Source organism: Pseudomonas sp. SWRI111 (assembly GCF_014268555.1).
GTDB classification, from domain to species: domain Bacteria; phylum Pseudomonadota; class Gammaproteobacteria; order Pseudomonadales; family Pseudomonadaceae; genus Aquipseudomonas; species Aquipseudomonas hamedanensis.
The window spans coordinates 17,397-37,971 of the sequence record NZ_JABWQQ010000001.1 but is presented as its reverse complement, the minus strand read 5'-3'; the positions used below and the strand labels follow the sequence as shown (position 1 = coordinate 37,971).

The window sequence follows — 20,575 nt, the reverse complement described above, 5'->3', positions numbered from 1 at the left end:
ATGTCATTGCGCCATCACCTTAAGCAATAGACTAAGCCTACCGCTTGTCGACAGACGATAAAGTGAGCTAATTGGATCCAGAACACTGGACAGGTGATTGGTGGCCGTAAAGCGATGAACACTCAGCCCAGAAACGAAAAAAGGGTTTGCATCGGCTTTCGCCTGCAAACCCTTGTTTCAAAGATGGTGCCCGAAGCCGGAATCGAACCGGCACGCCCTTACGAGCGGGGGATTTTAAGTCCCATGCGTCTACCAGTTTCGCCATTCGGGCGGTAGCGCGGTACTGCTTTGCTTCACGGTCGGTAGCGATCCTGACAGGATCCTGCCGGACAGCAGTGCGGGAAATATATACATCACTCCCCGGTGAAGCAAGTTCGCAATGGCTGTATTTCAAGACAAGGTCTTGCAACGCACCGCAAATAAAAAAGCTCCGTAAATCATGGATCTACGGAGCTTGTTTAAAGTGGAGGCCGAGGTCGGAATCGAACCGGCGTAGGTGGATTTGCAATCCACTGCATAACCATTTTGCTACTCGGCCTCAAAGCATCTGCTGTCAGTAGCACAACAACAGACACGTACAAATTGGAGCGGGAAACGAGACTCGAACTCGCGACCCCGACCTTGGCAAGGTCGTGCTCTACCAACTGAGCTATTCCCGCTTGGTGTGGCGCATTCTATAGAATTAAGAAGCCCCGTCAACCCCTTGATTCGAAAAAGTTTTATTTCTTTTCAACATCAGTCTTCAGATGCGGCCAGGCCGCGCGAAGGTATTGCACCATCGACCACAAGGTCAGGCCGGCGGACACCATCAACAGTGCGTAACCGAGGATAACCCAGAAGCTGAAAGCCTTCGGATTGGCCAGCAGGATCACCAGCGCGAGCATCTGCGCGGCGGTTTTCCACTTGCCCAGGTTCGAGACGGCTACATGTGCACGGGCGCCGAGTTCGGCCATCCATTCACGCAGTGCCGACACCACAATCTCACGACCGATGATGACTGCCGCTGGCAATGTGAGCCACAGATTACCGTGTTCCTGCACCAGCAACACCAGTGCAACGGCGACCATCAATTTGTCGGCGACCGGATCGAGAAACGCACCAAACGGTGTGCTTTGCTCAAGACGACGGGCCAGATAACCATCCAGCCAGTCGGTGGCCGCCGCGAAGGCAAACACCGAAGCGGAGGCCATGTAACTCCATTGGTACGGCAGGTAAAACAGTAAAATGAAGATCGGGATAAGCAGGACGCGTAGAACGGTAATCAGATTAGGGATATTCATCGGCACAACTGGCTACGAGGTGAGGGGGCATTCTACTCGCTATGCAGGTTCGCATAAATCGACTCTGCGAGCTTTTTACTGATCCCCGGGGCTTTGGCGATCTCTTCGATGCTTGCACGAGACAGCTCCTGCAATCCACCAAAATGTTTCAACAGGTCACGGCGGCGGGTTGGACCGACCCCCGCCACCCCTTCCAGCGTTGACGTGCGGCGGGTCTTGCCGCGGCGGGCGCGGTGCCCGGTAATAGCGAAGCGGTGGGCCTCGTCACGGATCTGCTGGATCAGGTGCAGGGCCGGCGAATCGCCGCGCAGAGTGAACTCGTGCGCTGCATCATTCAGATACAACGTTTCGAAGCCGGCCTTGCGCGTTGCGCCCTTGGCCACGCCCAACAGGATCAGATCCGGCACGGCCAGTTCGTTTAGCACGTCACGGGCCATCGACAACTGGCCCTTGCCGCCGTCGACCAGCAGGATGTCCGGCAACTTGCCCTCTCCATCCTTGAGCTTGCTGAAACGTCGAGTCAACGCCTGGTGCATGGCCGCATAATCGTCACCCGCCGTTACACCTTCGATGTTATAGCGGCGGTAATCCGACTTGATCGCGCCTTCAGGGCCGAACACCACGCAGGACGCGACGGTGGCCTCGCCGCTGGAGTGACTGATGTCATAGCATTCCAGGCGTTGCGGCGGCTCGTCCAGATTGAGCACCTCGGCCAGCGCTTCGAAACGTGCGGCGGTGTGCTGCCGGTTCGCCAGACGCGCGCCCAGCGCCTGTTCAGCATTGGTCACGGCCAATTGCTGCCAGCGCGCCCGCGTGCCACGCACCCGGTGACTGATGGCCAGCTCGCGCCCCCGCAACTCATGGATCGCTTCGATCAGCGTCGGGAAGTCTTCGTGCACCACATTGACGATCAATTCGCTCGGCAGATCGCGCTCGGGACTGCTGATGTAGTACTGGCCGAGGAAGGCTGCCATCACTTCAGAGACGTCTTCTTCAATCCCGACCTGCGGGAAGAAGTTCTTGCTGCCCAGCACCCGGCCACCGCGCACGCTGATCAAATGCACACAGGCGCCGCCCGGGTTGACGAACGCTGCGATGACATCGATCTCGCCCGTGCCGCCCTCCATGCTTTGTTGATCCTGTACACGCCGCAGCAACGCGATCTGGTCGCGCAGTTCGGCTGCCCGCTCAAATTCGAGATTGACCGCAGCCTCCTCCATCGCGGTAGACAGCTCATTGGTCAGCGCATGGCTGCGCCCCTCAAGGAACATTACCGAGTGGCGCACATCTTCGGCATAAACCTCAGGTTCGACCAGCCCCACACAGGGTGCCTTGCAACGCTTGATCTGAAACTGCAGGCACGGGCGAGTACGGTTTTTGTAATAACTGTCTTCGCACTGGCGCACGAAAAAGGTTTTTTGCAAGAGGCTGAGACTTTCGCGAATGGCGCCGGCGCTGGGATAAGGCCCGAAGTATTTGCCCTTGGCTTTTTTGGCCCCGCGATGAATGCTCAGCCGCGGAAACTGGCCGTCAGACAGAAACACGTAGGGGTAGGACTTATCGTCGCGCAACAGAATGTTGTACGGCGGTCGCCACTCCTTGATCAGCGTCTGCTCAAGCAGCAGCGCTTCAGTCTCGTTGGCGGTGATGGTCGTTTCGACCTGGGCGATACGGCCGACCAGCGCGGCAGTTTTCGGCGCCAGCCCGGTCTTGCGGAAATAACTGGCCAGACGCTTCTTGAGGTTTTTCGCCTTGCCCACGTACAGCAGGCGCGCCTCGCTGTCGAACATGCGGTAAACACCAGGGCGTCCGCTGACGGTCGATAGAAAAGCGCTGGAATCGAATGCTTCAGTCATGGTCAGGCGCTGGCGTCCACCATGCCGTGACGAACCGCGAGGAGTGTCAACTCGACGTCGCTGCTGATCGAGAGCTTCTCGAAAATACGATAACGGTAGGTGTTCACGGTTTTCGGCGACAGACACAACTTGTCGGAGATGATCTGCACCTTCTGGCAACCGACGATCATCAGCGCGATCTGAATCTCACGCTCGGACAAGGCGTCGAACGGTGAATCGTTGGTTGGCTGAAAGGATTTGATCGCCAATTGCTGGGCGATCTGCGGGCTGATGTAGCGCTGGCCGGCGAAGACCAGGCGAATAGCCTGCACCATTTCCGGCAAACCTGCCCCTTTGGTCAGGTAGCCAGCGGCGCCGGCCTGGAGCAATCGCGTAGGAAACGGGTCTTCCTCGCACACCGTCACGGCAACCACTTTGATATCCGGATGGCTGCGCAACAGTTTACGCGTGGCTTCCAGTCCGCCGATGCCGGGCATCTTGACGTCCATCAGCACCACGTCAGGCTTTAATTCTCGCGCCTTGATCAGGGACTCTTCACCTGATTCAGCCTGACCCACCACCTGCAGGCCATCGATATCGGCCAGCATTCGTGTAATGCCTGTACGAACGAGATCATGGTCATCGACCACTAGCACCCTAATCAAGCAGACACCTCGCGATATGGTCTTATTGGGTTGCCGGACACCTTAGCAAAAAGTGCCTGACAGACCTAGCATCAAGCTGCATTTAAAAAGTTTCAATTCATCATCCGGAGCTTGCCCGGCGCGGGTTTCAGCGCACAGGTGTACTTAAATCCAGCTGCATCCTCAGGAAATACTCGTCCCTGCCCTGCACGCGCAGCCCCTTGCGCCAATACAACCGTTGCGCCGGATTAGTCTCGAACACGGTGAGACGCACGGCCGGGCGTCTTGCCTGACGTGCCCTATCGATAACCTGATCAATCGCCCAGGAACCCGCACCGCGCCCTTGATAATCCTCGGCAATCTGCAACTCGCGAATGTACAGCGCCCGCGCATCCTGGCTGAGGCTGAAAAAACCGATCGGCATACCCGCCAGGAGGATCAGCCAGTTTTCGCGACCGCTCCACCCGGCATCGAACGCCGCGTCCTGCCACAACAAATCGTAGTCCATGTAATAGCGCAGCATGTTCGCGCAAGTCAGCTCGCGCGCAAAACCAAGGTCATCTTCAGTGGCGCGACGTATCTGGAAGCTCATTCACCCCTCCCGCCTGGATAAACGCGGAGTGTGTCACAACCTTTGCTGCGCTCAAGTGATAGGCGTTTTACTCGGTGGGCGATAGCATTTTCTGATTGCTGATGCGTGCAGGCCTCTAGTAAGCTCGGCGCATTCACCGGAGACAGACCATGCTCAACGCCCATTCACAGCTATCGATCGCCAGCGCACCGCGCTCGGTTGCGGCTGTCCGGGTGAATGACGCCTGCGCTCCCGTGAGCTTTTATTTTGGGTATTGGTTTAGCCACTGGCGCGCCTGATACCCACACGGCGCCCAAGACAACGGGTCGCCAACCAGAGATTTTCTCAACCCCCGGTCGGCCTCCCGACCGGGGGTTTTGTTTTTTTCAGAGCCCGTTTTTCAGCAGCACACCAGACACCTTGAGGATCAAACCATGAACTACGCCACTTATTACCGTTACGACAGCTTTAGCGCCTGGCGATTTACCAGCCTCCGCTCGGGACAGCCTGCCGCCTCCGATCGGTCACCCACAGGTGGCAAACATACAGTCGTGGCCGGTACGGCCAATTGTCGAACACCCCAGTAGGGTCGAGTGCGCGGGAAGCCCCCGCCACTGGCCCAGGAAGACCGAATATGAACTCGTCCGTTTCCGCTTTGCCGCTGTCCTCCCTCAATTGTGCCAACGAAGCACTGACCGTGCGTCTGCCCAGCTCGCTGCAACTCAAGCAGCAATTGCCGTTGAGCAACGCCTTGAGCCAGCAAGTCACTGCTCATCGCCAGGCCGTTCGCGCGATCCTCAACGGCGAAGATCAGCGCCTGTTGGTTGTCGTAGGCCCCTGCTCCATCCACGATCCTCAGTCCGCGCTGGAATACGCCAGCCAGCTCGCCGGCCTCGCCAATGACGTCAGCGGCGAAATGCTCCTGGTGATGCGCGCCTACATTGAAAAGCCACGCACGACCGTCGGCTGGAAGGGCCTGGCCTACGATCCGCATCTGGACGGCAGTGACGACATGGCCGCCGGCCTGAACCTGTCGCGCGAGCTGATGCTGGAAATGATCCGTCTCGGCTTGCCGATCGCCACGGAACTGCTGCAACCGATGGCCGCCCATTACTTCGACGACCTGCTCAGTTGGGTTGCGATTGGTGCGCGCACGACCGAATCGCAGATACACCGTGAAATGGCCAGCGGCCTGAACCTGCCGGTGGGTTTCAAAAACGGTACCGATGGCGGCGCAGCGGTAGCCGTCGATGCAATGCGTTCTGCCTCCCATGCGCATCGGCACTTCGGCGTCGACAGCCAAGGCCACCCGGCGATTATTCAAACCCCCGGCAACCCCGACACGCATCTGGTCTTGCGCGGAGGCCATCCCGGCCCCAACTACGATGAAACGAGCGTCGCCAGCATCAACGCCGAGCTGAAACGCGTGAAGATCCCCAGCCGAATCATGGTCGATTGCAGCCATGCCAACAGCGGCAAGGACCCGTTACGTCAACCGGCGGTGTTCAACGATGTGCTTGAACAGCGGCTGCGCGGCGATCATTCGCTTATCGGCATGATGCTCGAATCTCATCTGTTCGAAGGTTGTCAGCCACTGAGCGCATCGCTGCGCTACGGGGTGTCGATTACCGATGGCTGCCTTGGTTTCGAGGCAACCGAGCGCTTGTTGCTTGATGCCGCCCGGCGCCTCGCTTCGCACCGCTGACGCAGCAGCCATATCGCCCGCCGCTTTCAAATGAAACCGGCGGGTGTTGCGCCCAGGCTACGCCTCTACCCTCAGGTGTCTCACCGCCGAGTTCTGACTGACATCATCCAGACGCTCGACTGTGTAGGCAATCCGCACGGTGGTCCCCTGGTGCTCGCGCCAGAACCGGTGGGGCACGATGAATATCAGCGGCTGACCGGCCGTTTCCCGGGTAATTTCCCGGTCATCGCGATGATTGAAGAAGTCGCCGTCGCACTTGAGATAGACCAGCTCGTCTTCCAGCGTTTGTGCATTGCCGATTTCGACAGTAATGCCATCCGTCGAATCCGCTACCGAGAGCACATCGTCGACGGCTTCAAGCACCTCCGGAGCCTCCAGCTCGCCGCGCAAAAGCGGACCGATGAAGACACTGGCAGGGTCTGACGGTCGAACCGCGCCGCACGCTGATTCGACACGATAGTCCACGCTGACGTGATCGCCACGGTGCGCCTCGATGTACCGAGCTGGAATCCAGAACGACAACATGCCGCCGACAGCAAATGCCTGCACCGTCAGCGCATCGTTGAACGCTTCTGATGACTGGGTTCCACGCCACGCCATCAGTATCCGGTCGCCCGCGGACATTCGCGCATAGGGTTGCAACGTGACCAGCACACCCTCCTCGACGCGTGAGGGGTCCAGCGTTCCGCCCACCATGGTTTCAATATGCGGTGCCAACAGCCGCGTCCGGACGTCGCCGACAGACAATTGCAGGCGCTCGGACTCAAGCGGAGCTGGCAAATCCACGCTCAGCAGTGTCCAGAAAACCTGCAGCGATCCGCCGTCCAATGCGGACACGTGCATGCCCTTGATAACGAAAACGAGGTCCTGGCCAACCAAGGTTTCGCTGACAAACCGGACCCTCTCGTGTTGGTAGGCAAAGCCTTCGATGTCCAGGCCCTCCCAATAAAGCCGCACCTGATCGCCACAAGCCATGCCGGCATAGGCGGCGACACGGACGACGACCCTGGCCAGGGCGGGGTCCAGCACATCGCCTTGCAGTCCGGCGATCATCGGCGCCAGCAACGCCTCCGACGCCGGGCGGACATTATTCGAGTGGCATGTGTAATAGCAAAAGCCAACTTCGTGATGAGTCATTCTCGGCTCCATTCCCTGGATAACGTAGCGCCCTCGTGGGCGATATCGACACTATGCATTGAGCGCTTTGCCCGTAGTTTTTAATGTCAGCCCGATACGTCGCGACTACAGCGCAAAGGCTACGCGCCGGGTAGGCAAGCAAGCCCAAATGGGCGTCATTGAGGTTTAAGACGTCCAGATATTCCGACTTGGATTTCATGGAGATCCGAAACGTCCTACGTGCCCTAGTCCAGTTTCAACATAAACATGAAGCCTCTTCGTACTTCTTCAATCCAATGAGTGTTTTAGAGTGGCCAGCAGATTTCCCCGATGAACCATTTCGAAAAAGGTAAGAACATGCAACGGAATGCTCCGACGCGTTACCCCATCCTGCTGGTACACGGTCTGTTCGGGTTCGAACGGATAGGCCATTTCGAGCTGTTTCATGACGTCAAGGACGCCTTGAAAGCAGTCGGCAACCGAGTGTTTGTTCCGCACCTGTCCGCTACCCACAACAACGAAACGCGAGGCGAACAGTTGCTGACACAGATCGCCTGTGTGCTGCGAGGCACAGGTGCAGAAAAAGTCAATCTCATTGGACACAGTCAGGGCGCATTGGCGGCTCGCTACGCTGCGGCGGTTACGCCAGGCAGCGTCGCATCGGTGACGTCGGTGAGCGGCCCGAACCACGGCTCGGAGCTGGCGGATTTTCTGCGCAAGGCGCTGATTCCCGGCAAATTGCCGGAAGCGGTGGCCCAGAATGTGGCGACACAGTTCGCCGACTTCCTGTCGCTGCTCAGTGGGACCACGGCGTTGCCGCAGAGCGCGGTGGCAGCACTCAATGCGCTGACCACGGAAGGTGTCGGCGCGTTTAATGACAAATACCCGCAAGGATTGCCCGACACGTGGGGAGGACATGGCCCGGCCAAGGTCAACGGTGTGCACTATTACTCCTGGAGCGGCGTGCTACCCAGCCAGCAGATGCCGACACTGGATCCGGTCCAAGGCATGTGCCGGTTACTGGCGCACTACTTCACCACCGAGCCGCAACAGAATGACGGCTTCGTCGGCCGCTTCAGCTCTCATCTCGGACAGGTGATTCGTTCCGACTATTCACTGGACCACTTGGCCAGTCTGCGTCGTCCCGTCATCGCCACTCGCTCTTCGCCCGACCCGATCGAGCTGTACGTCGAGCATGCCGAGCGCTTGCGGACTGCCGGCCTGTGAACGAGACGCGGACGGAACTTTGCCGAGAATTCGTCCCCTGATTGCGGTAGGCTCCGCACTTTACTGATAAATGATTGGAGAGTTTTCCCATGGCTAAAGCCACTGCCCGCCACATCCTGGTTTCCAGCGAAGACAAGTGCAACGAACTCAAGGCCCAGATTGAAGGCGGTGCCGACTTCGCCGAAGTCGCCAAAACCAACTCCAGCTGCCCGTCCAGCCGTCAGGGCGGCGACCTGGGTTCGTTCGGTCCTGGCCAGATGGTCAAGGAGTTCGACACCGTGGTGTTCAGCGCACCGATCAATGTCGTACAAGGCCCGGTGAAAACCCAGTTCGGTTATCACCTGCTGGAAGTGACCAGCCGTCAGGACTGATGTTGAACTGATTGCGCGCAACGGCCCGCCCCTTGGTGGGCCGTTGTGTTTCAGTTACACATGCGACTGGCGACTGGCGCGCCTCTCGCGTACAACTTGCGCTTATCGATTTCCCGGTTCCAAGGCTGACGATGCGACTGGTTTTCCCGACATTGATGCTCACCGCCCTCGCACTCTTTTCGAGTGTCGCCAGCGTGAACGCTGCCCCACAACACGCGTTGACCGTATACGGCGAACCCGCCAAATATCCTGCCGGGTTCAGCCACTTCGACTACACCAATCCGCAAGCGCCGAAAGGCGGCACGATGCGCCGCTCGGCACTGGAGATCGGCCACTTCGACCATCTGCTGCCCTATATAGACAAAGGCATCGGCGTTACCCAGATCGACGGTCTGCTGTATTCGCCACTCGCCCAGCGCTCGCTGGACGAGCCGTACACCGTCTACGGTCTGGTGGCGCAGAAGATGGAGCGTTCAGACGATGGCCTGTCGCTGCGCTTCTTCATCAACCCCAAGGCGCGTTTTGCCGACGGCAAGCCGATCACCGCCGAGGACGTGCGCTATACCTATGACCTTCTGATGACCCAGGGCAGCCTGCGTTACCGCACCCAGTTTGCCGACGTCAAAGGCGTCGAAATCGAGGCGCCGCTGATTGTGCGCTTCGACTTCAAAAGCAACGAAAACCGCACCCTGCCGCTCGATATAGCAACCCTGCCGGTACTCCCCGAACATTGGTGGAAGCACCGCGACTTCGCCGGCGGCGGCGGTTATGAACCCCCGTTGGGCAGCGGGCCATATCGGGTGGGCAAAGTCGATTCCGGGCGCAGTATAACCTTCGAGCGCAACCCCGACTGGTGGGGCAAAGACCTGCCGGTCAGTCGCGGTTTGTACAACTTCGACCACTTCAGCATCGAGTACTTCGGCGATACCGACGTCGCCCGCCAGGTTTTGCGTGGTGGCGCGTACGACTACAACCGCGAATTCTCCGCCACCGGTTACTCGATCGGCTATGACAGCCCGGCCCTGAGTGACGGTCGCTTGCAAAAGGCGCATCTGGCCACCGAGGCACCACAGTCGGCGCAGGGTTTTGTGTTCAATCTGCAAAAACCGATGTTTCAGGATCGCCGCGTGCGTCAGGCGCTGGCAATGCTGTGGGATTTCGAATGGAGCAACCGGCAGATGATGCGCAATCTGTACATTCGCCAGCAGAGCTATTTTTCCAACACCGCCCTCGCCGCCCGGGAACTGCCCGACGCAGCGGAACTGAAAATCCTCGAACCGCTGCGCGGCCAGGTGCCTGACGAAGTCTTCAGCAAGGTCTTCGAAGCCCCGAAGACCGATGGCAGCGGCATCATCCGTGACAAACAACTGCAAGCCCTCGAGCTGCTTGAGCAGGCCGGCTGGAAGCCCGACGGCGATCAACTGGTCAATGCCGACGGCGAGCCGCTGAGCTTCACTTTTCTGGTCAGCCAGAACGGCATGGACCGCCTGTTGCTGCCCTACAAGCGCACGCTGAAACAGATCGGGATTGACCTCAACATCCGCCGGATCGACTCCTCGCAATACGTCAACCGACTGATGAGCCGCGATTACGACATGATCGTCACGGGCTATCCCGTGTCGACGTCACCGGGCGGCGAGTTGCTTAACTACTTCGGCTCGGTGTCGGCGAACGATCCGGGGGCCAACAACTACATGGTGTTGAAAAACCCCGCCGTCGATACCCTGATCAACGGCCTGATACGCGCATCGACCCAATCCGACATGCTCCACTATGCCCATGCGCTGGACCGGGTCCTGCAGTGGAATTACTACTGGATTCCCAACTACTACCCGCCCGGTTCCTCGACGGTCTGGTGGAACCGCTTCGGCATCCCGTCGGTTCAGGCCAGCAATGACGAAGCCATCGAGAGCTGGTGGGAAATCAGCACCACAGCGCTGACCAACCAGCAGATGACCGCCGAGAAAATCGCTCGCGGCAGACCCGGAGGGCCGCGCTGATGTGGGCTTACATTCTGCGGCGTCTGCTGCTGGTCATCCCGACACTGGTGATCATCCTGCTGGTCAATTTTGTGATTATTCAAGCCGCGCCCGGCGGCCCGGTCGAGCAGGCCATCGCCCACCTGCAAGGCATCGGCGGGGCCGGGGCCAGCGTCGGCGGGGGCGCGAGCGAAACCCTCAGCGGCACGTCCCGCGCCAGTCGAGGCCTGGACCCGCAACTGATCAAGGACATTGAAAAACAGTACGGCTTCGATAAACCGGCCCACGAACGCCTGTGGCTGATGCTGAAAAACTATGCGCAACTGGACTTCGGCAAAAGCTTCTTTCGTGGCGCCACGGTGACCGATCTGATCCTGGAAAAGATGCCGGTAACGATTTCCCTCGGGCTGTGGGCGACACTGATCACCTATCTGGTGTCGATTCCGCTGGGCATCCGCAAGGCCGTGCACCATGGCAGTCATTTCGATATCTGGAGCAGCACGGCGATCATCATCGGTTATGCGATGCCGGCTTTCCTGTTTGCGATGTTCCTGATCGTGGTGTTCGCCGGAGGCACCTCGCTGAACTGGTTTCCGGTGCGCGGTCTGGTCTCGGACAACTTCGAGTCGCTGTCGACGCTGGGCAAGATCGCCGACTACTTCTGGCATCTGGTGTTGCCAGTGACGGCGTTGGTGATCGGCGGATTTGCCACGCTGACGATCCTGACGAAGAACTCGTTTCTGAATGAAATCACTCGCCAGTATGTGGTGACCGCAAGAGCCAAAGGCCTGAGCGAGCGTCGCGTTCTGTACGGGCATGTGTTTCGCAATGCAATGCTGCTGGTGATATCAGGCCTGCCCCAGGCTTTTATCAGCGTGTTCTTTGCCGGCTCATTGCTGATCGAAGTGATTTTCTCCCTCGACGGTCTCGGACGCATGAGCTACGAAGCGGCGGTGTCGCGCGATTATCCCGTGGTGTTCGGCTCACTGTTCATCTTCACCTTGTTCGGCCTTTTGATAAAACTGATCGGTGACCTCTGCTACACACTGGTGGACCCGCGTATCGACTTCGCTGCGAGGAACGCCTGATGTTCAAGCTTTCCCCGCTGGGCCGTCGACGCTTTGAGCGTTTCAAGAAAAACCGCCGCGGATGGTGGTCGCTGTGGCTGTTTATCGGACTGTTTGTCATGACGCTGGGCGGTGAGTTGATCGCCAACGACAAGCCGCTGATGGTCAGCTATCAGGGCCAGTGGTATTTCCCGGTGTTCAAACGCCACACCGAGCAGGCGTTCGGCGGGCAACTGCCGTTCCAGGCCGATTACCGCAGCGACTATGTGCAGAACCTGATCCGCAAGGACGGTGGCTGGCTGCTGTTTCCACCGATTCCGTTCAGTGACGACACCCCCAATTACGACTTGAACAAACCGGCGCCGAGTCCTCCGACATCGGTCAACTGGCTGGGGACCGACGACCAGGCGCGCGACGTGTTGGCACGGGTGATCTTCGGCGCACGGGTTTCGATCCTGTTTGCCTTGTTGCTGACGTTGGTCAGTGCGCTGATCGGCATCGCCGCCGGGGCGCTGCAAGGCTATTACGGCGGTTGGGTCGACCTGCTCGGGCAGCGTGTGCTTGAGGTCTGGTCGGGACTGCCGGTGCTTTATCTGCTGATCATCCTCTCGGGTTTTGTCGAACCCAATTTCTGGTGGCTGCTCGGGATCATGGCGCTGTTTTCATGGTTGGCCCTGGTGGATGTGGTGCGCGCCGAATTCCTGCGCGGGCGCAACCTGGAATATGTCAAAGCGGCGCGCGCATTAGGCCTGACGGACCGCAAGGTCATTTTTCGGCACATCCTGCCCAATGCCATGAACGCGACGCTGAGCTATCTGCCGTTCATTCTGACCGGGGCGATCTCGACCCTGACTGCACTGGACTTCCTCGGCTTCGGCATGCCCGCCGGCAGCGCCTCGCTGGGTGAACTCATCGCCCAAGGCAAACAGAATCTGCAAGCGCCATGGCTCGGGCTGACCGCGTTTTTCACCCTTGCACTGATTCTTTCCCTGTTGGTTTTCATCGGCGAAGCGTTACGTGACGCCTTCGACCCTCGATCCTGAAGCGTGGCCATGACCGATAACCTGATTGAAATTCGTCATCTCACCGTCGCCTTCCATGGCCAGCCAGTGGTGCGTGACCTGTGTCTGGACATCCGTCCCGGCGAATGCCTGGCCCTGGTTGGCGAGTCGGGCTCGGGCAAATCGGTAACCGCGCATTCGATCCTGCAACTGCTTCCCGAAGCCGAGGCGCACACCACTGGCAGCATTCGTTATCGCGATCAGGAGCTGCTTGGGGCCGACCCCAAAGTATTGCGGGAACTGCGCGGCAATCGCATCGCGATGATTTTTCAGGAGCCGATGACCTCGCTCAATCCGCTGCACACCATTGAAAAGCAGATCGGCGAAACCCTGCTGCTGCATCGTGGCCTCGGCGGCAAGCAAGCGCAGCAACGCATCCTGGAACTGCTCGGGCTGGTCGGCATTCAGAAACCTGCCGAGCGGCTCAAGGCTTACCCGCATCAACTCTCCGGCGGCCAACGCCAACGGGTGATGATCGCGATGGCCCTGGCTTGCGAACCGGAGCTGCTGATTGCCGACGAACCGACCACGGCACTGGATGTCACCGTGCAGCGCAAAATCCTGCTGCTGCTCAAATCGCTACAGAAACGGTTGGGCATGTCGCTGCTGCTGATCAGTCACGACCTTAATCTGGTGCGCAGCATTGCCCAGCGGGTCTGCGTGATGAAAGCCGGCGAGATTGTCGAGCAGGCGCCGTGTGAAACCCTGTTCACTGAACCCAAACACCCCTACAGCTGCGTGCTGCTCAACGCCGAACCCGAGGGCGAGGCATTGCCTCGGGACGAACGCGAAAACGTGCTGGAAGTCGACGATCTCAAGGTCGAGTTTGTCGTCGGCGGCGGGCTGTTTCAGCGCAAGCAATACCTGCGCGCCGTGGACGGCATCAGCCTGAGCATCCAGCGCGGCAAGACCTTGGGCATTGTCGGCGAGTCCGGCTCCGGCAAGTCCACGCTGGGTCAGGCGATCCTGCGCCTGCTCGACTCCGAGGGCAGCATTCGCTTTCAGGGTGAAGCGCTCGACGGCCTCAATCAGAAACAACTGCGCCCGTGGCGACGGCAGATGCAAGTGGTGTTTCAGGATCCGTTCGGCAGCCTCAGCCCGCGCATGTCGGTGGCGCAAATCATCAGCGAAGGCCTGGAAGTACATTGCGCATCGAGCGCCGATGAATGCGACGCGCAAGTGATCCGCGTGCTTGAGGAGGTCGGACTTGATCCACAAAGTCGCCATCGCTACCCCCATGAGTTCTCGGGCGGGCAACGTCAGCGTATCGCCATTGCACGGGCACTGGTGCTGAAACCGGCGCTGATCCTGCTCGACGAACCTACCTCGGCGCTCGATCGCACCGTGCAGAAGCAAGTGGTCGCCCTGCTCCGCCAGCTTCAGGAAAAACACGGCCTGACCTATTTGTTCATCAGCCATGATCTGGCAGTGGTGCGCGCGCTGGCGCACGACATGATCGTGATCAAGGACGGCCAGGTGGTCGAGCGCGGCGCCAGTCATGACGTGTTCGACAACCCGCAGCACCCGTATACCCAAGAGCTGTTGGCGGCGGCGCATCCGGGGTAGGCATAATTGGCGCTCGGCTTGAAACCGCGTCGCGGCCTTTGCGAGCTGGCTCGCTCCCACAGGGTAATTGGGGCAGCGAGCCTGCTCGCGAAAGGCCGGCACTGGCAACATACAATCAGGATCAGCCTTCATGAACACCACCGAAAGCCTCAAGGACTATCAACGGGTGCGCACCCTGGCGATCCGCTCACTGTTCGAAATCATCGAGCAGTCGAGCGAAGGCACGGTGATTGTCGACCGCGACGCCAATATCGTCTGGATGAACGAGCGCTACGCCCGGCGGTTCGGCCTCGAATCGGCGGCAGGCGCGATCGGCAAAGCCTGTGAAAGCGTGATTCCTGGCAGTCTGTTGCGTGAAGTGGTGCGCACCGGGCGCCCGATTTTGCTGGACATGCAGGACACGCCGAAGGAACCGTTGGTAGTGATGCGCCTGCCGATTCACGACGACGCCGGCACGGTGATCGGCGCGATCGGTTTCGCGCTGTTCGACGAGCTGCGCACCCTGTCGCCAATGCTCAAGCGCTACCTGAGCATGCAGGAAGAACTCGCCTCGACCCGCTCCCTGCTGCGCGCTCGCCAGACCAAATACAACTTCGCCCATTTCATCGGCACCAGCGCGGCCAGCCTCGAAGTCAAACGCCGGGCGCGGCGCAGTGCCAGTGCCGACTCGCCGGTGCTGTTGCTGGGGGAAACCGGAACCGGCAAGGAACTGCTCGCGCAGGCGATCCACAGCGCTTCGCCCCGCGCCCACAAAGCCTTCGTCAGCATCAACAGTGCGGCCATTCCCGAGGCGTTGCTGGAAGCCGAATTTTTCGGCACGGCACCCGGTGCTTTCACTGGCGCCGACCGCAAGGGCCGCACCGGCAAACTGCAGATCGCTCAGGGCGGGACGTTGTTTCTCGACGAGATCGGCGACATGCCGCTGCCGCTGCAAAGCAAATTGCTGCGCGTATTGCAGGAGAAAGAGTTCGAACCGGTCGGTTCCAATGAGGTGATCCAGAGCGACGTACGGGTGATCGCGGCTACTTCGACGGACCTGCAGGCGGCGATCAAGCGCGGCGAATTTCGCGCCGATTTGTACTATCGCCTCAATGTCCTGCCAATTCATGTACCGCCGCTGCGCGAGCGCCTTGATGATTTGCCGGCGCTCAGCGAAGCGATCCTTGAAGAGCTGCGCAGCCAGCATGAATTGCACCGTGATGCGCTGGCGTTGCTCGGAGAGCATGCCTGGCCGGGGAACATCCGCGAATTGCGCAATGTGCTGGAACGGGCGGCACTGCTCAGCGATGACCTGATCCTGACGGAAAGTGATCTGCGCGCGGCCATTGGCACTTTAACGCCGGTCGAGCGCAGCGCTGCGCCGCCGGTGCCAGCGCTGACCGGGGAAACATTCGCTCAGGCGCGAGCACGATTCGAGCGGCAATTGATTGAGTCGACCGTGGCGCAATGCGCGGGGAAAGTCCCGGAGGCTGCGGTTCGGCTGGGACTTGGACGCTCGACGCTGTACAAAAAAATGGTGGCGCTGGGGCTGGCTTAGTCTCCATATCGAGATATTGCATCTCCTTTTGAAGACAAGAGCAAAAGCTTCGCGAGCAAGCCCGCTCCCACAGGGGAAATGCACTCCAAATGTGGGAGCGGGCTTGCTCGCGAAGGCGCCGTTCCAGACAGCACAAGTCTCCAGAAAGAGACAAACAGTAAAAATTCAGCCTCAAAAAACCAACAAAACACTTATATTTCAATGAGTTAGCGATATGGCACAGTTCTCGCTAAAGCCTCTCCACACCCGTTCCACCCACAAAAATAACAATTCTGGAGAGACACACCATGAGTGTGATCATTGCCTTGGCAGCCCTGGCGCTGCTGATGCTGGCCGCCTACCGTGGCTACAGCGTTATCCTCTTCGCCCCGATCGCCGCCCTCGGCGCGGTCCTGCTCACCGACCCGTCCGCCGTGGCGCCCGCCTTCACCGGCGTGTTTATGGAAAAAATGGTCGGCTTCATCAAGCTGTACTTTCCGGTGTTCCTGCTCGGTGCGGTATTCGGCAAGCTGATCGAACTGTCTGGCTTTTCGCGCTCGATCGTCGCCGCCGCCATTCGCGTGCTCGGCACCAGGCAAGCGATGCTGGTGATTGTGCTGGTCTGCGCTGTGCTCACCTACGGTGGCGTCTCGCTGTTTGTGGTGGTGTTTGCGGTGTACCCGTTTGCCGCCGAGATGTTTCGCCAGAGTAATATTCCCAAGCGCCTGATCCCGGCGACCATCGCCCTCGGCGCATTTTCCTTCACCATGGACGCCCTGCCCGGTACGCCGCAGATCCAGAACATCATCCCCAGCACGTTCTTCAACACCACCGCCTGGGCGGCACCGTGGCTTGGCGTGATCGGCACGATTTTCGTGTTCTGCGCCGGCATGCTGTTTCTGCAACGCCAGCGCAACAAGGCACAACGTGCGGGCGAAGGTTACGGCACCGAGCTGCGCAACGAACCGGAAACCGCTGAAGACCTGCAACTGCCAAATCCGTGGATCGCCCTCTCGCCGTTGCTGGCGGTGGGCATCATGAATCTGCTGTTCACCCAGTGGATTCCGCAGTGGTACGGCAAGACCCACAGCCTCGCGCTGCCGGGCATGAGCGCACCGGTGACCACGGAAATCGCCAAGCTCACCGCCATCTGGGCCGTGCAGGCCGCATTGCTGGTCGGCATCCTCATGGTGCTTGCGTTCGGCTTCAAGGCGATTCGCGCCAAACTCGCCGAGGGCAGCAAAAGTGCGGTCAGCGGCGCATTGCTGGCGGCGATGAACACCGCGTCCGAATACGGTTTCGGCGCGGTGATCGCCTCGCTGCCAGGCTTTCTGGTGTTGGCCGACTGGCTCAAGCAAATTCCCGATCCGCTGGTCAACGAAGCGATTACTGTGACGCTGCTGGCCGGCATCACCGGCTCGGCGTCGGGCGGCATGAGCATTGCGCTGGCAGCGATGTCCGAGCAGTTCATCAGCGCGGCCCACGCAGCCAATATTCCGCTGGAAGTGCTGCACCGCGTGGCCGCGATGGCCAGTGGCGGCATGGACACCCTGCCGCACAACGGCGCGGTGATTACCCTGCTGGCGGTGACCGGCCTGACACACCGCGAAGCCTATAAAGACATTTTCTGTATTACGCTGATCAAGACCCTCGCGGTTTTCGTTGTGATCGGCACCTTCTACGCCACTGGCATTGTGTGAGGTATTCATGACCCTTCTTTCGGGCAAGACCGCATTGGTTACCGGCTCCACCAGCGGCATCGGCCTGGGCATCGCCCTGAGCCTGGCCAAGGCCGGCGCCAACCTGATCCTCAATGGTTTTGGCGATGCGTCGAAGGTGATCGCCGAGGTCGGCCAGTACGGCGGCAAGGTCGGTCATCATCCGGCCGATGTGAGTGATCCGGCACAAATCGCCGACATGGTTGCTTACGCTGAACGCGAATTTGGCGGCGTCGATATTCTGGTCAACAACGCCGGCATTCAACATGTCGCGCCGGTGGAAGAGTTCCCGGTCGAGCGCTGGGATTCGATTATCGCGATCAACCTGTCTTCGGTGTTTCACAGCACCCGGCTGAGCCTGCCGGGGATGCGTGCGAAAGGCTGGGGCCGGGTCATCAACATCGCGTCCGTGCACGGTCAGGTCGGTTCGACCGGCAAAGCTGCCTACGTGGCCGCCAAACACGGAGTAATCGGCCTGACCAAAGTGGTTGGCCTGGAAACGGCGACCAGCAATGTCACCTGCAATGCCATTTGCCCGGGCTGGGTGCTGACGCCACTGGTGCAAAAACAGATCGATGATCGCGCGGCCAAAGGTGTCGATCCGCAGCAGGCGCAGCATGATCTGCTGGCCGAGAAGCAGCCGTCGCTGGAGTTCGTCACGCCTGATCATCTGGGCGAGCTGGTGTTGTTCCTGTGCAGCGAGGCTGGCAGCCAGGTGCGCGGGGCGGCGTGGAATATTGACGGTGGGTGGCTCGCGCAGTAACCGCGCCCCCCTGTAGGAGTGAGCCTGTTCCGGGCGGCGTTCCGACGAAAGCGGTTTGCCAGGCACCGTCGCGGCGACTGACACAACGCCTTCGCGAGCAGGCTCGCTCCCACAGGAGATCAAGTGGAACCCTGGTGGCGACATAAATAAAAAGAGGCAAACCATGTCCGACATCCTCTGGCAACCCGATGCCAACCGTATCGCCCGTTCGCGCATGGACGCGTTCCGGCGCTTTATCAATCAGCGTCATTCGTTGCACCTTGCCGACTACCCTGCCCTGCATCAATGGAGCATCGATCAGCGCGAAGCGTTCTGGCCGGCGATCGTCGATTTCTTTGCTATTCACTTTCATTCGCAACCCGACGCCGTGCTGCGCGAAGGCGCCCACATGCCCAGCGCCGAATGGTTTCCCGGCGCAACACTGAATTTTGCCGAGCATCTGCTGCGTCGTCGCGACGATGCCGTCGCCGTGGTCGCGGTTGCGGAAAACGGTCAACGCGAACAGTTGACCTGGGATGAACTGGCCCGCCAGGTCGGCGGTTTTCAGGCCAGCCTGCAAGCGGCAGGCGTCGGTCTCGGCGACCGGGTGGCGGCGTGCATGCCCAACACTTGGCAGACGCTGGTGGCAATGCTGGCGACCACCAGCCTCGGCGCGATCTGGTCGTGCTCGTCGCCGGACTTCGGCACCCAGGGGGTGATTGATCGCTTCGGCCAGATCGAGCCCAAGGTGCTGATCACCTGCGCAGGGGTTCGCTACGCCGGCAAGGACATCGACCAGACGAGCAAGCTCAATGAAATCCTCGCGCGACTGCCGTCGCTGCAACAACTGATCGTCGTGCCTTATGCGCGGCCGCAAGCCCGCAGCGACGACTATCGCACGTCGGCCGACGTCACGTTGTGGGACGATTTTTATCAGCCCGGCGCAATCCCCCACTTCGTCCCGGTGCCGTTCGCGCATCCGCTTTACGTGCTGTACTCCAGCGGCACCACGGGCGTGCCCAAATGCATCGTCCACAGTACCGGCGGCGTGTTGTTGCAGCACGTCAAGGAACACGGTTTGCACGTCGATCTCAGTGCCGGTGACCGCTTGTTCTACTACACCACCTGCGGCTGGATGATGTGGAACTGGCTGGTCTCGGCCCTCGCGGTCGGCAGCGCCGTGGTGCTGTATGACGGTTCGCCGTTTCACCCAGGGCCGGAACGTTTGCTTGAACTGCTCGAAGATGAGCGCATCAGCGTATTCGGCACCAGTCCGAAATACCTCGCGACGCTGGAAAGCAGCGGCGTCAAACCGCGACAAAGCCATGACCTGAGCAGCCTGAAAACCCTGCTCTGCACCGGCTCGGCGTTGTCGCCACAGAGCTATGACTTCGTCTATCGCGACGTCAAGGCCGACGTCTGCCTGGCCTCGATGTCCGGCGGTACCGACATCGTTTCCTGCTTCGTCAATGGCAACCCGCTGTCGCCGGTAAGGCGCGGCGCGATCATGGGCAAAAGCCTGGGGATGGCGGTTGAAGTATGGAACGACGCCGGTCAGCCGGTGATCGGCGAAAAAGGCGAGCTGGTGTGTACCCGGCATTTCCCGGCGATGCCGATCGGCCTGTGGAATGATGCTGATGGAGAAAAACTGCGCAAATCCTATTTCAGTCTGTTTCCCGGCATCTGGGCGCAAGGCGATTACGCCGAGCAATTGCCCGACGGCGCGATGATGATTCACGGCCGCTCCGACGCGGTACTCAATCCCGGTGGCGTGCGCATTGGCACAGCGGAGATCTACCGACAGGTGGAAAAGATCAGCGAGGTGCTGGACTGTGTGGCTATCGGTCAGCAATGGCAGGATGACGTTCGGGTGGTGTTGTTTGTGCGCCTCAAGGACGGCGTGGCACTGGATGAAACGCTGCAACAGCGGATCTGCCAGATGATTCGCGCCAACACCACCCCAAGGCATGTGCCGGCGAAAATCGTCGAGGTCACGGATATACCGCGCACCCTCAGCGGCAAAATCGTCGAGCTGGCCGTGAGGAATATAGTGCATGGGGAGCCGGTAAAAAATACCGACGCCCTGGCCAATCCCGAAGCGCTTGAGCAGTTTCAGGATCGGCCGGAGTTGGCGGTTTGACCGGTCAAGGGACAGGCGTCAACTCAACACCGGAGTC

General features: G+C 59.8%; 16 protein-coding genes and 3 tRNA genes. 11 read left to right on the top strand and 8 right to left on the bottom strand.

Annotation, left to right across the window (positions count from 1 at the left end; all coding sequences use genetic code 11):
* Nucleotides 1-184 precede the first annotated feature (184 nt).
* The 7 genes from HU755_RS00165 to HU755_RS00135 form a co-directional block, all read right to left on the bottom strand.
* A tRNA-Leu gene (locus HU755_RS00165) sits at nucleotides 185-271 on the bottom strand.
* A gap of 193 nt (nucleotides 272-464) precedes the next feature.
* Nucleotides 465-538 (bottom strand) — tRNA-Cys (locus HU755_RS00160).
* A gap of 45 nt (nucleotides 539-583) precedes the next feature.
* Nucleotides 584-659: transfer RNA gene (locus HU755_RS00155), tRNA-Gly, on the bottom strand.
* 60 nt (nucleotides 660-719) lie between these two features.
* On the bottom strand, nucleotides 720-1,280 hold the full coding sequence (gene pgsA / locus HU755_RS00150) for a CDP-diacylglycerol--glycerol-3-phosphate 3-phosphatidyltransferase (RefSeq protein WP_186630152.1): 561 nt from the start codon (nucleotides 1,278-1,280) through the stop codon (nucleotides 720-722).
* A 32-nt stretch (nucleotides 1,281-1,312) separates the two neighbouring features.
* Nucleotides 1,313-3,136, bottom strand: coding sequence for an excinuclease ABC subunit UvrC (gene uvrC / locus HU755_RS00145; protein ID WP_186630151.1), 1,824 nt, complete (start codon nucleotides 3,134-3,136; stop codon nucleotides 1,313-1,315).
* A gap of 2 nt (nucleotides 3,137-3,138) precedes the next feature.
* Entirely contained in the window at nucleotides 3,139-3,780 is a 642-nt protein-coding gene (gene uvrY / locus HU755_RS00140; RefSeq protein WP_024012761.1) for a UvrY/SirA/GacA family response regulator transcription factor, read from the bottom strand.
* A gap of 127 nt (nucleotides 3,781-3,907) precedes the next feature.
* Complete coding sequence (locus tag HU755_RS00135) at nucleotides 3,908-4,351, bottom strand: GNAT family N-acetyltransferase (protein WP_186630150.1); 444 nt, start codon at nucleotides 4,349-4,351, stop codon at nucleotides 3,908-3,910.
* A 613-nt stretch (nucleotides 4,352-4,964) separates the two neighbouring features.
* Here HU755_RS00135 and HU755_RS00130 point away from each other — a divergent pair.
* Nucleotides 4,965-6,035: a 3-deoxy-7-phosphoheptulonate synthase gene (locus HU755_RS00130; protein WP_186630149.1), complete on the top strand. Its 1,071-nt coding sequence runs from the start codon at nucleotides 4,965-4,967 to the stop codon at nucleotides 6,033-6,035.
* Between the two features lie 57 nt (nucleotides 6,036-6,092).
* Here the strand turns inward: HU755_RS00130 and HU755_RS00125 are convergent, their stop codons facing one another.
* Nucleotides 6,093-7,172, bottom strand: coding sequence for a hypothetical protein (locus tag HU755_RS00125; RefSeq protein WP_186630148.1), 1,080 nt, complete (start codon nucleotides 7,170-7,172; stop codon nucleotides 6,093-6,095).
* A 336-nt stretch (nucleotides 7,173-7,508) separates the two neighbouring features.
* Here HU755_RS00125 and HU755_RS00120 point away from each other — a divergent pair, with 336 nt between their 5' ends.
* The 10 genes from HU755_RS00120 to HU755_RS00075 all read left to right on the top strand — a co-directional run bounded on the left by HU755_RS00120 (nucleotide 7,509) and on the right by HU755_RS00075 (nucleotide 20,538).
* Entirely contained in the window at nucleotides 7,509-8,378 is an 870-nt protein-coding gene (locus HU755_RS00120) for a triacylglycerol lipase (protein WP_186630147.1), read from the top strand.
* 89 nt (nucleotides 8,379-8,467) lie between these two features.
* A complete protein-coding gene (locus tag HU755_RS00115; protein WP_186546400.1) occupies nucleotides 8,468-8,749 on the top strand; it encodes a peptidylprolyl isomerase in 282 nt (93 codons plus the stop codon).
* A gap of 131 nt (nucleotides 8,750-8,880) precedes the next feature.
* Nucleotides 8,881-10,749 carry an extracellular solute-binding protein gene (locus tag HU755_RS00110; RefSeq protein ID WP_186630146.1) on the top strand — a complete coding sequence of 623 codons (1,869 nt, stop codon included), beginning with the start codon at nucleotides 8,881-8,883 and terminating at the stop codon, nucleotides 10,747-10,749.
* Nucleotides 10,749-11,816: a microcin C ABC transporter permease YejB gene (locus tag HU755_RS00105; protein WP_186630145.1), complete on the top strand. Its 1,068-nt coding sequence runs from the start codon at nucleotides 10,749-10,751 to the stop codon at nucleotides 11,814-11,816. Before HU755_RS00110 ends, HU755_RS00105 begins: the two co-directional genes overlap by 1 nt.
* A complete protein-coding gene (locus tag HU755_RS00100) occupies nucleotides 11,816-12,838 on the top strand; it encodes an ABC transporter permease (RefSeq protein ID WP_186630144.1) in 1,023 nt (340 codons plus the stop codon). Before HU755_RS00105 ends, HU755_RS00100 begins: the two co-directional genes overlap by 1 nt.
* Before the next feature lie 9 nt (nucleotides 12,839-12,847).
* Entirely contained in the window at nucleotides 12,848-14,422 is a 1,575-nt protein-coding gene (locus tag HU755_RS00095) for an ABC transporter ATP-binding protein (RefSeq protein ID WP_186630143.1), read from the top strand.
* A gap of 130 nt (nucleotides 14,423-14,552) precedes the next feature.
* Nucleotides 14,553-15,959 (top strand): sigma-54-dependent Fis family transcriptional regulator, encoded by a 1,407-nt coding sequence (locus HU755_RS00090; protein ID WP_186619079.1) that lies wholly within the window; start codon nucleotides 14,553-14,555, stop codon nucleotides 15,957-15,959.
* 287 nt (nucleotides 15,960-16,246) lie between these two features.
* Complete coding sequence (locus HU755_RS00085; protein WP_186623275.1) at nucleotides 16,247-17,638, top strand: GntP family permease; 1,392 nt, start codon at nucleotides 16,247-16,249, stop codon at nucleotides 17,636-17,638.
* Between the two features lie 7 nt (nucleotides 17,639-17,645).
* Nucleotides 17,646-18,419 (top strand): 3-hydroxybutyrate dehydrogenase, encoded by a 774-nt coding sequence (gene hbdH / locus HU755_RS00080; protein WP_186546407.1) that lies wholly within the window; start codon nucleotides 17,646-17,648, stop codon nucleotides 18,417-18,419.
* Nucleotides 18,420-18,582: 163 nt separating this feature from the next.
* The gene (locus HU755_RS00075; RefSeq protein ID WP_186630142.1) at nucleotides 18,583-20,538 is read left to right on the top strand and encodes an acetoacetate--CoA ligase; all 1,956 of its coding nucleotides are present in this window, start codon (nucleotides 18,583-18,585) and stop codon (nucleotides 20,536-20,538) included.
* Nucleotides 20,539-20,575: the final 37 nt, after the last annotated feature.